The following is a 12,930-nucleotide window of genomic DNA, read 5'->3' as shown; positions in this document are numbered from 1 at the left end:
CTCAGGACGCCCGGATCTTGACCACCTTGGACGGCCCGACCTGGCGCAGTTCCTCGACCAGGTCGAACAGGTGAGCCCGCACGGCGGCTTCGTCGCCGTCCTCGGCCAGGGCGTCCAGGGCTATCAGGCGCTCGGGCTCGATGATCGGCGCGTCGGCCAGGCGCAGGGCTTCCATGATGCCGGGGGCCTTGGGGCGGGCGATCTCGTTCACGTCGACCAGGGTCTCGGTCAGTTTCTCGCCGGGACGCAGGCCGGTGATCAGGATCTCGATGTCCTTGCCGGGCGTCAGGCCCTGCAGCTCGATCATCCGGCGGGCCAGGTCGATGATCTTGACCGGCTCGCCCATTTCCAGGGTCAGGACGCCCGCCTCGGGCTCGGAAGCGATGCGCGACAGGGCCACGGCGCGCAGCACCAGCTGCACGGCCTCTGGGATGGTCATGAAGTAGCGCTCGACCGCGGCGTCGGTCAGGGTGATCGGGCCGCCGCGGGCGATCTGGCTCTGGAAGATCGGCACCACCGAGCCGGCCGAGCCCAGCACGTTGCCGAAGCGGACGATGCTGACGCGCATGTCGCCGCCGCCGCCATACTGGCGCGCCACGGCCTCGGCCACGCGCTTGGCCGCGCCCATCACGCTGGTGGGGGCCACGGCCTTGTCGGTGGAGATCAGGGCGAGATGCGCCGCGCCGCAGGCCTTGGCCGCGATGGCGACGTTGCGAGTGCCCAGCACATTGGTGCGCACGCCCTCGCACGGATGGTTCTCGACCAGCGTCACATGCTTGAGCGCCGCGGCGTGGAAGATGATGTCGGGATGCTGCTCGGCGAACACGCGGTGGACCCGGGCGGCGTCGCGGACGTCGCAGAGGATCTCCCGGCGCGGCATGCTCGGCCACGTCTGGGCCATTTCACGGTCGATGTGGAACAGGTTGTATTCCGAGGCGTCGACCATGGTCAGGTGGGCGCAGCCGCTGGCGGCGATCTGGCGGCACAGTTCCGAGCCGATGCTGCCGCCGGCCCCGGTGACCAGAACGCGGCGACCCGCGACCAGGGCGCGGACGGGCTCGGGATCGAGACGCACGGGCGGACGGCTGAGCAGTTCCTCGATGCTGATCTCGCGCAGGGAGGCGACGGCGGCCGCGTCGGCGCCCATCTCGACCACGCCGTGACGGCGCAGCAGGCGCACGCCCTCGGTCTTCAGGCGACCCAGGCGCTCGGCGCCGAAGGTGCTCATGGCGCTGTCGGTCAGGAACAGAATCGCCGAGGGCGAGAGGCCGCTGTCGCGAAGGCGGGCCAGCACGCTGTCGAAGTCGGCGATGGAGCCCAGCACGCAGACGCCGCGCAGCTCGTCGCCCATTTCGCGGTCATGCGGCGAGACCACGCCGATCGGGGCGTAGCGTTCGCCCAGGCCGGCCGGGGCGCGCAGGAAAGCCTCGGCCTCGTTGGCCGAACCGATGATCAGCAGGCGGGGCAGGGCCGGCTGCATCGAGGCGGGGCCCAGGCGCAGAACTGAATCGAACAGCTGGCGCTCGTGCAGGCTGCGGCGGATGACGCGCAGGGCCGACAGGAAGGTGGCCTGGATCAGGGCCGCGCCGGCGACCATGCGCAGGCCCCCGTCGATTCCCGGATGCACCAGGCGGGTGATGGCCAGGAAGGTCGCCGCCGTGAGCACGGCGGAGCGGAACAGGCGCAGATGGTCGCTGGCCGAGACGAATCGCCAGGGCGCGCGCTCGACGCGGAACAGCAGCTCGACGATCAGCGCGCCCAGGCCGTAATAGCCCGCCTGAACCAGGGTGTCGGGCGTGAAGGGCATGTCGATGACGAGGTAGCGCCCGACCAGCAAGGCCAAAACAGCCAGCAGGACGTGGGTCGCGATCTTGCCTGCATGCCCCATGAAACGAACCTCTCGGCCTGAAGGTCGGGTCGCGCCCGTGAAACTCATCCGGGCTTAGCACGTCAAATTGCCGCCGTCGCGGTTTCAGCCCCGGCGCAGCGGCAGAACTTCGACGACGGCGTTCGCCGAAGCGGCGGAGGCTCCCGCCCGTCGTCGCAGCAGAGCATCGGCCCGCGCGAAGACGCCGACCAGCGAGGAATCCTGATCGGTGAACGCCCGCGCGATCGTTCGCCCCTCGGGATCGATGGACAGGGCCGCGCGCATCCAGTGCTCGCGGGGACCCGTCGCGGGCAGGGGCTCGGCCAGGCCCGCGGGAACCAGGCGGACCTCGGCGTCGGCGCCGACCAGGGCCGCCAGCAGCGGGCGCAGGAACAGCTCGGCGCAGACCAGGGCCGAGGCGGGGTTGCCGGGGAGGCCCAGCACGCGGCGACCATCCGAAAGGCGGCCGGACCAAGTCGGCTTGCCAGGGCGCACGGCGATCGTCTCGACGGCGAGCTCCAGGCCCAGGGTCTTCAGGGCCGGTTTGACCAGGTCGTGGTCGCCGACCGAGGCGCCGCCGATGGTGACGATCAGGTCGGCTTCGGCCGGTTGAACGGCGGCGGCGATGGCCGCCGCGTCGTCGACCTGGGCGGTCAGGCGGAAGGCCTCGCCGCCCCAGGCCTGGACCAGGGCGACCAGGCTGAACGAGCCGCTCTCGAAGATCTGGTCGGGACGCGGGCTGGCGCCGGGCGGGACCAGCTCGTCGCCGGTCGCCAGGATCGCCACGCGCGGCCGGCGGGCGACGGCGACCTGGGCGAGGCCGGCCGAGGCGACGAGGCTGAGCCGCCACGGATCGATGACGACGCCGGGCTCGAGCAGGACGTCGCCGGCCCGGAAGTCGCCGCCCGCCGGGCGGCTGTTGGACTTGGGGGTCTCGCCCGCTTCGAAGCGGACCGTATCGCCGTCGCGGACGGCCTCTTCCTGGATGACGACGAGGTCGGCGCCGGCCGGGATCGGAGCTCCGGTGAAGATTCGCACGGCCTGGTCGGCCTGGACGTCATGCGGGTAGGCTTTGCCCGCCGCGCTTTCGCCGGCGATCGTGAAGGCCTTGCCCGGGGCGTAGTCCGCGCGCCGGATCGCCCAGCCGTCCATGGCCGAGGCGTCGAACGGCGGCTGCGGGCGGGAGGCGGCGACGCTCTGGGCGAGGACGCGGCCCAGGCTGGCTTCGAGCGCGACGGTTTCGACGCCGAGGCGGCCGGCGCCCTCAAGGATCCGGGCGCGGGCGTCTTCGACGGTGAGGTTCTTGAGCTGGCGCGGCGCGGGATCGGTCATCGGGAATCCAAATCCTGTCATCCCGGCCAAAGCGAAGCGTGGAGCCAGGTCCCGGACAGAGCCTCTGCGAGGCTTCCGGGATGACAAGGTATAGGGGGCTTTGATTGAGCGTTAAGCCCCTCTACCCGACAAACGCCCGCTCGATCACGAAGTCGCCCGGATCGGCGTTGGAGCCTTCCTTCAGGCCGTGGGCCTCAAGCAGGGCGGCGGTGTCCTTGATCATGGCCATCGAGCCGCACAGCATGGCGCGGTCGTTCTCGGGGTCGAACGTCGTCTGGTCCAGGCCGAGATCCTTGAACAGCTTGCCGCTCTCGATCAGGTCGGTGAAGCGGCCCTGGCGCTCGAACGGCTCGCGGGTCACGGTCGGATAGTAGGTCAGCTGGGCGCGGGCCTCGTCGCCGACCAGCGGATCGTCGAAGATGTCGTGGGTGAACAGGTCGCGATAGGCCAGTTCCTTCACCTCACGTACGCCATGGGCGACGATCACGCGCTCGAAGCGGCTGTAGGCGTCGGGGTCGCGGGCCACCGACAGCCAGGGCGCCAGGCCGGTGCCGGTGCCGAACAGGAACAGGCGCTTGCCCGGGCGGACGGCGTCCAGGACGAGGGTGCCGGTCGGCTTCTTGCCCAGCAGAATCTCGTCGCCCGGCTGGATCAGCTGCAGGCGCGAGGTCAGCGGACCGTCAGGAACCTTGATCGAAAAGAACTCCAGTTCCTCGGCGAAGTGCGGCGAGGCCACGGAGTAGGCGCGCAGGATCGGCTTCTTCTCGCCCAGCGCTTCACGCGGCGGCAGGCCGATCATCACGAACTCGCCCGAGCGGAAGCGCAAGGACGCCGGACGGGTGATGCCGAAGCTGAACAGGCGGTCGGTCCAGTGCTTGACCCACAGCACCTTCTCGACGTGGAACGGGGCCTCCTTGGCGGGGGCGCCATTGGGGGCTGCGGCGGTCGCGGTGGCCGTCATCTGTGCTCTGAAATCCTTGAGAGAAATGGGCGCCGCCGCGGCCCTGAGGCGACGCCTGTCTCATTTGTGCAAGCCCGTCTTGATGTCAACGCCGGTTGTCTAAAGTCGTCCTCGGAAAAACTTCGCCGCCGTTTCGTCCGCCCGCCCGGCGGGCTTCGACGACGTGTCGAGGGGCCAAAAGATCAGGCTGAGTATTCGCGCGGCGAGAAAAAGCGGCGTCTCGGTTCGGAAGCAAATATTGAGATAAGACGAAATGTCGCGAGTGCGGCATGGGATTTCAATGTCCTTGCATCCGTCGCGCAACCGCGTGCGCGCGTTACCGGATTAAGGAAATTCTCTTTCTTAAATCGTCGTGACGCCGGACCGGTTTTTCGAAAACGGCAAAAATGTGATTGCCGGTATTCCAAACGAAGCGCAGACTTCCGGTTGCTTCGTTCGCGGAGCCAACGATACGGAGGAACGTATGCGGGTTTGGTTCGTAGGGGCCGCCGCGGCGGCCGGTCTGTTAGCGTTTGGTTTGGCTGCCTGCAGTGACGGCGGCGCGAAGACGAAAGTCGCGCAAGCTAATCAAGTTGTCGTGGAATCCACGTCGGTCACCGCGTCGGGATGCGTCCGGCCGGTCGAGAAGACCAACTGCCTCGTCGTGAAGGGGCGTGGCGGCGGCTATTATGACATCAGCAGCGCCAGTCCGGCGCCGGACATGTCTAAGGGCGTCGCGGTCTCGCTGCGCGGCAGGGATTCTGGCAAGAACACCCAATGCGGCCGCGAGTTGACGGACGTGAAGTGGTCGTATCTGGGCATACAGTGCGGCGCGACCTTGCCGGCCAGCGACTCGGCCACGGCCGACAAGGGCGAAAAGACCAAGCTGGCCAAGGCCGGCTAGGTCGGACTGAACGGCGCTAACCCTCGCCGGAGCCCGGATCCGTCCGGGTCTTCGGCGAACGGGTGCTGTCGGCCGCGCCGTGAGGCTCAGTGGCCGGTCGCGGCGGCTCGCCTTCGCGGGGCGGGGCCTTCTGGTTCTCGTTCTCGACTTCCCGATTCGACGGGCGGTCGGAGGGTGAGGTCGCCTTGGGCGGATTGGTGATCGTGGGCATGGCGAAATAACGCCTAGTCCGAGGCTTCGATCCTCGCCTTCCATCCTCGCGGGGGCCCCATGGGCCGGGAAGAAAGCCACGATCGAGCCCTCGAAGCCGCTCAATCCTTTGCGCGCCGCTTGCCCGCCGTACGCGACCCTGCTAAATGGCGCGGCTCTGGCGACAGGACGTGGCGCGCCGAGGCTTCCAAGCCTCCCGGCGCGCTGTCTGTCTCCGGATGTCCGTCGGCCCGAAAGGGTAGTCGGTCCGCAGGAGTGTAGCTCAGCTGGTAGAGCGTCGGTCTCCAAAACCGAAAGTCGTGGGTTCGAGTCCCCCCACTCCTGCCACTATATATGTTTGACGGGTCGCTTTCGGGCCCGGCTATGGCCACCGGGCCGCTTGTCGGTCCGGGTCCAGTTTAGGAAGTCGTGAGCCTCTAGAGCATGGCCAGGAAACCGGGATCCAGCCCGTCAGCGATCAAGAACCGCGCCGCCAAGACGGCCGCGGCGATGGCGCCCGCAGGGGCCGCCGCGTCCGTCGCCGCGCCCGCCGCCCCGAAGAAGCGCACCACGCCGGTGCAGTTCTTCCGTGAAGTGCGCGCCGAAGCCCGCAAGATCACCTGGACCAGCCGCAAGGAAACCTGGATCACCTCCGTGATGGTCTTCATCATGGTGGTCCTGGCGTCGCTGTTCTTCATGGCCGTCGACGGCGGCCTCGGCTTGGCCATCAATCAGCTCCTGAAGCTGGCGACCTCGGGATAAGATAGAGCGATGAGCACCGAAACCGCCTCGAACCCGAACCACAAGTGGTACATCGTCCACGCCTACTCGAACTTCGAGAAGAAGGTGGCCGAGAGCATCCGTGAGCAGGCCAAGAACCAGGGCCTGGAAGAAAACTTCTCCGAGATCCTCGTGCCGACCGAAGATGTCGTCGAGATCCGCCGCGGCCGCAAGGTCAACGCCGAGCGCAAGTTCTTCCCGGGCTACGTCCTGGTGAAGATGAACCTCTCGGACGAAGCCTACCACCTGATCAAGAACACCCCGAAGGTCACGGGCTTCTTGGGCAGCGGCTCCAAGCCGATGCCGGTCTCCGAAAAGGAAGTCCAGCGCATCGTCGGCGCCATCGAGGAAGGCGTCGAGAAGCCCAAGACCGTGGTGCTGTACGAAGTCGGCGAGAACGTCCGCGTCATCGACGGTCCGTTCGCCAGCTTCAACGGCTCCGTCGAGCAGGTCGACGAGGAAAAGGCCCGCCTGCGGGTCACCGTCTCGATCTTCGGCCGCGCCACGCCGGTGGAGCTGGAATACGCCCAGGTCGAGAAGATCTCGTAAGGCGAGGTCCTTCACCGGAGCTTTCAAGGCCTCGCGTCGGAAACGGCGCGGGGCCTTTGCTTTTGGGGCCCAGCCGCGCGCCTCAGTCGCGCTGCTCGATCATCCCGACCTTCAGGTCGTTGGCCGTGTAGACGCACTCCCCGTCGACGATCAGCCGGCCGTTGGCCAGGCCTAACGCCAGCCGGCCTCGGCGGACCTGCCGCAGGCTGATCTCGTAGCGGACCAGCTTGGACGCGGGCGTGACGTCGCCGCGGAACTTGACCTCGCCGACACCGAGGGCGCGGCCCTTGCCGGGCGAGCCCGACCAGCCCAGCCAGTAGCCGATCACCTGCCACATGGCGTCCAGCCCCAGGCATCCTGGCATGACTGGATCGCCAATGAAGTGGCAGTCGAAGAACCAGAGGTCCGGGGTGATATCCAGCTCGGCGACCACGTGGCCCTTGCCGAAGTCGCCGCCGTCCAGGCTGATCTCGACGATCCGGTCCATCATCAGCATCGGCGGCGCGGGCAACTGGGCGTTGCCCGGCCCGAAGTAGCCGCCCCGGCCCGACTCCAGCAGGTCGGCCTTGGTGTAGTGGTCCTTGGGCGTGTGGAAGTCGCGCGGATCGGCCAAGTCTCTCTCCCGTCCCGGGGCCGCGCGAGGTCTTCAATCGCCGCCGCGTCCGCCCGGGCTTTGCTCAAGCTGTGCGCGCGGCGGCGCGAACGTCAAGATTGAGCGGTCAAGCGGTGAAGGTCATCGTGCTCAGCACCTGCTCCAGCACCACCAGCGGCATGGCCCCGCGCAGCAGCACGTCGTGGAAGGCCTTGGGGTCGAACCTCGCGCCGGCCTTGGCCTTGGCGACGTCGCGCAGGCGCTCCCACTCGGTGTGGCCGATCTTGTAGCTGCACGCCTGGCCCGGCCAGACGCAGTAGCGGTCGATCTCCCGCTGGACCCGCGAGCGCGGCATGCCGGTGTTGTCGACCATGTAGTCGGTGGCCTGGGCGCGGCTCCAGCGCTTGTGGTGCATGCCGGTGTCGACCACCAGGCGCACGGCGCGGAACTGCAGCGACTGCAGGAAGCCGATCTCGCCCAGCGGGTCGTCCCTATAGGCCCCCATCTCGGCGGCCAGTTGCTCGGCATAGAGGGCCCAGCCCTCGCTATAGGCGGCGAAGCCCATGCCGGCCCGGCGCAGCATCGGGATCTCCCGCGAGCCCAGGGCGATCGAGCCCTGCCAGACGTGGCCGGGCAGGGCCTCGTGATAGGTCAGGGTCGGCAGGCTGAACTTCGGCCACTCGGTGGTGTCCTTCAGATTGATGTAGAAGCGGCCCGGCCGCGCGCCGTCCAGCGACGGCGGCTGGGCGTAGCCGTTCGGGGCGCCGTCCTCGATCTCGGGTGGCACGCGGACGATCTCGACCGGAGCGGCGGGCAGGGTGCGGAACTGCGTCGGCAGCTGCGCGCGGATGGCTCTGGTCTGGGCGTTGAGGTCGGCCAGCAGCTGGGCGCGGCCCGCGTCGGTGTTGGCGTAGAGCTGGTCGGGGCGCGCCGATAGGGTCGTCAGGCGCGCGGCGACCGTGCCGGTGGTCAGGCCCTGCTTCTTCAGCAGCACGTCGATCTGGGCGGTCAGATCGGCCACCTGGTCGAGACCCAGCTTGTGGACCTCCTCGGGCGTGCGGCGGGTCGTGGTCTGGAAGGCCAGGGCCCCGGCGTAGAAGGCCTCGCCCATCGGCAGTTTCCAGGCCCCGGCGTCGCCAGTGGCCTTGGGGCGCAGGGCCTCCAGGGCGGCGATCTGGCGGTCGAGGGCCGGCTGCACCTTGCCGCCGACGATGGCGCTGGCGCGCGCCGACCAGTCGCCGGAAAGGCCCGCCTTGGCCGCGCGCGCGACCAGGGACTGGACGATGCTGGTCTGTTCGGGCGTCGGGGCGCGCTGGCGCTTCAGCTGGGCGAGCGCCGCGTCGAGGGCGAAGTCGGGGGCCAGAACGCTGGCGGCGGCGTCCATCTTGAAGGCCGCGGTATTGTCGTCGAGAACCCTGGCGTAGGCCTCCAGTCGCGAGAGATAGGCCTCGCCGTCTTCCTTGGTCTTCACCGGGTGGCGCGAATCCAGAAAGTCCGGGACGGACTGGTAGGGGCCGGTCAGCTGGCTCAGCACATAGGGCGAATAGGGGGCGTAGCCGAAGCCGGCCGGCCCCTCGCCATAGGTGAACGTCTCGCCGCCCTCGACGATGCGCTTGTAGGTGTAGGTCGTGACCTCGTGGTCGACTCGGGCGGCCGGCGACAGCTGGGTCGGGTCGATCCTGGCCAGGGCCGCGATGCGGTCCTTGCGCTGGGCCACCCAGGCGGCGCGGGCCGCGCGCGAGCCGTCGTTCAGCTGGGCGCGCTGGCCGGCGCGGGCCCCGACGTCCAGACCCCGGCTGGTGGCGGTCTCGGGCGAGGCGTCGAGGTCGGCTTCCCAGAACTGGTCCAGCAGCGCCCTGAGCTCGGCGTCCTTGGATCCAGGCGCGGCGAGGGCGGGCGAGACGGCGAACGGCGTCAGCGCGACGCCCAGCAGAAACTGACGACGATCCATTAAAACTCCCCCGCGCCTTGCGCTTGTTGGGGATACGTTATCCGATCAGCGAGGCCGCGCCAGCCAGGATCAGGTCGACGCCCGCCAGGAACTGGGCGCGGTCGCCATGGTCGCGCAACTGGGCCGCCATCCGCCGCACGAATGGATGCTGCTCGGGATCCAGCGCCGCCCACCGGTCGGCGATCTCGCCGAGAAAGGCCGAACGGTCCGTGCGGCCGCTTTCGCGCGCCTGGCGGGCGTTGGCCGCGTTCTGACCGGCGACGCCGAGGATGTAGCTGACCAGGGCGGTGGCGGTGTCGAACTGCGCGGCCTCGGGCACGCCCAGCGCGTGGAGCTGACGACCCACGCCTTCCAGGATCCGCAGCGCCGCCGGCCGCGATGGATCGCGGAAGAACTGGGCGCCGACCCAGGGGTGGGCGTCGACGGCCTCGAAGACATTGAGGGCCATGGCGCGTATCGCCGCCCTTGGCTCGGCCTCGGCGGGGATCTTGGCCATGACCTGGGCAACGATGTCGTCGGCGGCGGCGGCCAGCAGGTCGTTCTTGTCGGCGACGTGCCAGTAGATCGCCCCGGCCCCTGTCGACAGGCGCGCCGCTAGGGCGCGGAACGTCAGGGCCGCTTCGCCGTCGGCGTCGAGGATCGCGATCGCGGCCTCGACGATCTTCGCCTTGGAGAGCGCGTCGGCGCGTCGTTCGGTCCGGGGAGCCATGAGAGCGTTCTTGACACGATTGGAACGATGTTCCAATGGGCTGTTTATGGAACGATGTTCCAATCTATTCGGGAGTATCTCATGACGGCTTCGGTCACGATCATTGGCGCGGGCTTGGGCGGTCTGGTCTTGGCGCGCGTTCTCCACGTTCATGGCGTCGCCGCGACGGTCTATGAAGCCGAGGCTTCGGCCGGCGCCCGGACGCAGGGCGGCATGCTCGACATCCACGAGATGGACGGCCAGTCGGCCATGAAGGCGGCGGGGCTGTTCGAGGACTTCCAGGCGCTGATTCACGAGGGCGGACAGGCCTCGCGCGTGCTCGACAAGCATGGTGTGGTGCTGCTGGACCTGCCCGACAATGGCCGGGGCGGACGACCTGAAGTCCCGCGCGGCGAACTGCGGCGGATCCTGCTGGAGTCGCTGCCGCAAGGGACCGTGCGGTGGGGCAAGAAGCTGGCCGGTGTCGTGGCGCTGGGCGAGGGGCGCCATCAACTGACCTTCTCGGACGGTGAGGTCGTGACCACCGGCCTGCTCGTCGGCGCGGACGGCGCATGGTCGAAGGTCAGGCCGCTGCTGTCGGACGCCAAGCCCCAATATGTCGGCACGACCTTCGTGGAGGCCTGGCTGAGCGATGTCGACACGCGCTATCGGGCGACCGCCGCGGCCGTTGGCGACGGCGGGTTGTTCGCGATGGCGCCGGGGCAGGGGATCTTCGCGCACCGCGAGCCGGGCGGCGTGCTGCACGCTTATGTCGCCCTGAACCGTCCGACAGCGTGGTTCGACGCGATCGACTTCACCGACGACGCGACCGCCAAGGCCCGGATCGCGGCCGAGTTCGAGGGCTGGGCGCCGGCGCTTATGACCCTGATCACCGATAGCGACGGACCGCTGGTCCCGCGTTCGCTGCATGCATTGCCCGACGATCATAGCTGGGCGCGGACGCCGGGCGTCACCCTGCTGGGCGACGCGGCCCATCTGGCGCCGCCGGCCGGCGAGGGGGCGAACCTGGCGATGCTGGATGGCGCGGAACTGGGCCAGGCGATCGTGGCGCATCCTGGTGATGTGGAGGCGGCGCTGACAGCCTATGAGGCGGCGATGTTCCCGCGCAGCCGCAAGGCGGCCGAGGACTCGCACGAGACGTTGAGACTGTGCCTGGACGAGCGGGCGCCGTTCAGCCTTGTCGCGTTCTTCCAGGGCGCGCGCTAGGGCTCCGGGAAGCCTGGCGCGGCCCGCGCCTCGACCTGCCGGGCGGTGACGGTCTCGCCGCATTCCGAGCACACCTGCACGGGGTGGAAATCACACCCGCACCCCTTGTGCCGCCGCAGCACCGGCGGACCGGCGGCGTCGGCATAGTGGCTGTCGCCGAAGTGGGCGATGGCCATGACCACGGGATGCAGGTCCAGGCCCTTCTCCGTCAGCCGGTATTCGTGACGGACCGGCTTGTCCTGATACGCCACGCGGCGCAGGACCCCCTCGTCAACCAGCACCCGCAGCCTGTCCGTGACGATGGTGCGCGAGACGCCCAGCCGGCGCTGGAACACCTCGAACCGCCGCACGCCCAGAAAGCAGTCGCGCAGGATCATCAGGGTCCAGCGGTCGCCGATCACCGCCAGGGCGCGGGAGATCGAGCAGGGCTGGTCGGAGAGATCTTCCCACTTCATGGCGTCATTCTGCGTTTGACTCAGTACAGATTCAATACGAACTTGACGCCATAACAGCGGAGGAAGCGGCGATGGGCAGTCCAAAGGGCGCCTGCCTGGTGGTGGGCGTCGGCGATGGAGTCGGCGGCGCGATCGCCAAGGCCTTCGCGGCGGAGGGGTATGAGGTCTGCATGACCCGCCGCCCGCGCCACCTCGAGCAGCTGGAAACCCTGGCAGCCGAGATTCGCGAGCGCGGCGGCCAGGCCCACGCCTATGGCGTCGACGCCCGCCAGGAGGCCGAGATGATTGGCCTGGTCGACCGGATCGAGGCCGAGATCGGTCCGCTGGAAGTTGTCGTCTTCAACATCGGCGCGAATGTGCGCTTCGGCCTCACCGAGACCACGGCCCAGGTGTTCAGCAAGGTCTGGGAGATGGCCTGCTTCGCCGGCTTCCTCACCGCCCGCGAGGCGGCGCGGGTGATGGTTCCGCGCGGTCGGGGCACGATCCTGTTCACCGGCGCCAGCGCCAGCCTGCGCGGCAAGGACGGCTTTTCGGCCTTCGCCTCGGCCAAGGCCGGCCTGCGGGCGGTGGCCCAGAGCGCGGCGCGCGAGTTGGGGCCGAAGGGCGTCCACGTGGCCCATGTCGTGGTCGACGGAGCGATCGACGGGGTCTTCACCCGCTCGATCCGCGAGGACGTCCAAGGCCTGCTGGATCGCGACGAGATCCTGAAGCCCGCCGAGATCGCCGCCAACTATGTCTGGCTGCATGGCCAGCCGCGCTCGGCCTGGACCCATGAGATCGACCTGCGGCCCCATTCTGAAACTTGGTAGGGGGAGAGACCTGGTGACCCAATCCGTCGACTTCATCTTCGACTTCGGCAGCCCCAACGCCTACCTGGCCTGGAAGGTGCTGCCGGACATCGCCGCCCGCCATGGCGCGGCCGTGACCCTGCTGCCGTGCCTGCTGGGCGGCATCTTCAAGGCCACCGGCAACCAGGCGCCGGGCGTGGCCTTCAGCGGGGTGAAGGGGAAGCTGGACTACGAGATGCTGGAGATGCGCCGCTTCATCGAAGCGCACGGACTGGCCGCGTTCCGGTTCAATCCGCACTTCCCGATCAACACCCTGCTCTTGATGCGCGGGCAGATCGCCGCCCAGCGGATGGGCGTCGGCGAGGCCTATCTCGAAACGATGCTGAAGGGCATGTGGGAGGATGGCCTCAAGCTCGACGATCCGGCGGTGTTCGTCGCCACGGCGAACGGGGCCGGCCTCGACGGCGCGGCCCTGCTGGCGGCGACCGGCGATCCCGAGGTGAAGGGCGAGCTTGTCGCCAACACCGAGGCCGCCGTCGCGCGGGGCGCCTTCGGCATCCCGACCTTCTTCGTCGGAAGCGAGATGTTCTTCGGCAAGGAGCGGCTCGGCCAGGTCGAGGCCGAGCTGGCGAAGGGGTAGGGGGCTCAAATGCTCGTCATCCCGGAAA

Annotated in this window: 14 protein-coding genes and 1 tRNA gene; 7 read left to right on the top strand and 8 right to left on the bottom strand. The window is 68.8% G+C overall.

The window, feature by feature from the left end; genetic code table 11:
- Window position 1: 1 nt before the first annotated feature.
- The 3 genes from EIK80_RS21675 to EIK80_RS21665 all read right to left on the bottom strand — a co-directional run bounded on the left by EIK80_RS21675 (window position 2) and on the right by EIK80_RS21665 (window position 4,160).
- A complete protein-coding gene (locus EIK80_RS21675; protein ID WP_125159095.1) occupies window positions 2-1,888 on the bottom strand; it encodes a nucleoside-diphosphate sugar epimerase/dehydratase in 1,887 nt (628 codons plus the stop codon).
- 84 nt (window positions 1,889-1,972) lie between these two features.
- A complete protein-coding gene (gene glp, locus EIK80_RS21670) occupies window positions 1,973-3,199 on the bottom strand; it encodes a gephyrin-like molybdotransferase Glp (RefSeq protein WP_125159094.1) in 1,227 nt (408 codons plus the stop codon).
- A 121-nt stretch (window positions 3,200-3,320) separates the two neighbouring features.
- Window positions 3,321-4,160: a ferredoxin--NADP reductase gene (locus tag EIK80_RS21665; protein WP_125159093.1), complete on the bottom strand. Its 840-nt coding sequence runs from the start codon at window positions 4,158-4,160 to the stop codon at window positions 3,321-3,323.
- 463 nt (window positions 4,161-4,623) lie between these two features.
- Between EIK80_RS21665 and EIK80_RS21660 the strand changes: the two genes are divergently transcribed.
- Complete coding sequence (locus EIK80_RS21660; RefSeq protein WP_125159217.1) at window positions 4,624-5,043, top strand: hypothetical protein; 420 nt, start codon at window positions 4,624-4,626, stop codon at window positions 5,041-5,043.
- A gap of 16 nt (window positions 5,044-5,059) precedes the next feature.
- Here the strand turns inward: EIK80_RS21660 and EIK80_RS21655 are convergent, their stop codons facing one another.
- A complete protein-coding gene (locus EIK80_RS21655; protein WP_125159092.1) occupies window positions 5,060-5,254 on the bottom strand; it encodes a hypothetical protein in 195 nt (64 codons plus the stop codon).
- 250 nt (window positions 5,255-5,504) lie between these two features.
- Here EIK80_RS21655 and EIK80_RS21650 point away from each other — a divergent pair.
- The 3 genes from EIK80_RS21650 (at window position 5,505) to nusG (ending at window position 6,561) form a co-directional block, all read left to right on the top strand.
- A tRNA-Trp gene (locus EIK80_RS21650) sits at window positions 5,505-5,580 on the top strand.
- A gap of 96 nt (window positions 5,581-5,676) precedes the next feature.
- Window positions 5,677-5,994 (top strand): preprotein translocase subunit SecE, encoded by a 318-nt coding sequence (secE, locus tag EIK80_RS21645; protein ID WP_125159091.1) that lies wholly within the window; start codon window positions 5,677-5,679, stop codon window positions 5,992-5,994.
- Between the two features lie 9 nt (window positions 5,995-6,003).
- Window positions 6,004-6,561, top strand: coding sequence for a transcription termination/antitermination protein NusG (nusG, locus tag EIK80_RS21640; protein WP_125159090.1), 558 nt, complete (start codon window positions 6,004-6,006; stop codon window positions 6,559-6,561).
- Window positions 6,562-6,643: 82 nt separating this feature from the next.
- Here the strand turns inward: nusG and fabA are convergent, their stop codons facing one another.
- From fabA to EIK80_RS21625, 3 genes are all read right to left on the bottom strand, one after another.
- Window positions 6,644-7,174, bottom strand: coding sequence for a bifunctional 3-hydroxydecanoyl-ACP dehydratase/trans-2-decenoyl-ACP isomerase (gene fabA / locus EIK80_RS21635; RefSeq protein WP_125159089.1), 531 nt, complete (start codon window positions 7,172-7,174; stop codon window positions 6,644-6,646).
- Between the two features lie 106 nt (window positions 7,175-7,280).
- Window positions 7,281-9,104 carry a DUF885 family protein gene (locus tag EIK80_RS21630; RefSeq protein ID WP_125159088.1) on the bottom strand — a complete coding sequence of 608 codons (1,824 nt, stop codon included), beginning with the start codon at window positions 9,102-9,104 and terminating at the stop codon, window positions 7,281-7,283.
- A gap of 37 nt (window positions 9,105-9,141) precedes the next feature.
- On the bottom strand, window positions 9,142-9,813 hold the full coding sequence (locus tag EIK80_RS21625) for a TetR/AcrR family transcriptional regulator (RefSeq protein ID WP_125159087.1): 672 nt from the start codon (window positions 9,811-9,813) through the stop codon (window positions 9,142-9,144).
- 81 nt (window positions 9,814-9,894) lie between these two features.
- Here EIK80_RS21625 and EIK80_RS21620 point away from each other — a divergent pair, with 81 nt between their 5' ends.
- Window positions 9,895-11,019 carry an NAD(P)/FAD-dependent oxidoreductase gene (locus EIK80_RS21620; protein ID WP_125159086.1) on the top strand — a complete coding sequence of 375 codons (1,125 nt, stop codon included), beginning with the start codon at window positions 9,895-9,897 and terminating at the stop codon, window positions 11,017-11,019.
- Here the strand turns inward: EIK80_RS21620 and EIK80_RS21615 are convergent.
- Window positions 11,016-11,474: a helix-turn-helix domain-containing protein gene (locus EIK80_RS21615; protein WP_125159085.1), complete on the bottom strand. Its 459-nt coding sequence runs from the start codon at window positions 11,472-11,474 to the stop codon at window positions 11,016-11,018. The genes EIK80_RS21620 and EIK80_RS21615 overlap by 4 nt on opposite strands.
- Before the next feature lie 71 nt (window positions 11,475-11,545).
- Between EIK80_RS21615 and EIK80_RS21610 the strand changes: the two genes are divergently transcribed.
- Both EIK80_RS21610 and EIK80_RS21605 read left to right on the top strand, forming a co-directional pair.
- Complete coding sequence (locus EIK80_RS21610; protein WP_125159084.1) at window positions 11,546-12,283, top strand: SDR family NAD(P)-dependent oxidoreductase; 738 nt, start codon at window positions 11,546-11,548, stop codon at window positions 12,281-12,283.
- Window positions 12,246-12,902: a 2-hydroxychromene-2-carboxylate isomerase gene (locus EIK80_RS21605; RefSeq protein WP_125159083.1), complete on the top strand. Its 657-nt coding sequence runs from the start codon at window positions 12,246-12,248 to the stop codon at window positions 12,900-12,902. The genes EIK80_RS21610 and EIK80_RS21605 overlap by 38 nt, the downstream gene beginning before the upstream one ends.
- Window positions 12,903-12,930 lie beyond the last annotated feature (28 nt).

The organism is Caulobacter sp. 602-1 (assembly GCF_003931565.1).
Lineage (GTDB): Bacteria > Pseudomonadota > Alphaproteobacteria > Caulobacterales > Caulobacteraceae > Caulobacter.
This window is presented reverse-complemented; position numbering and strand designations above follow the sequence as displayed.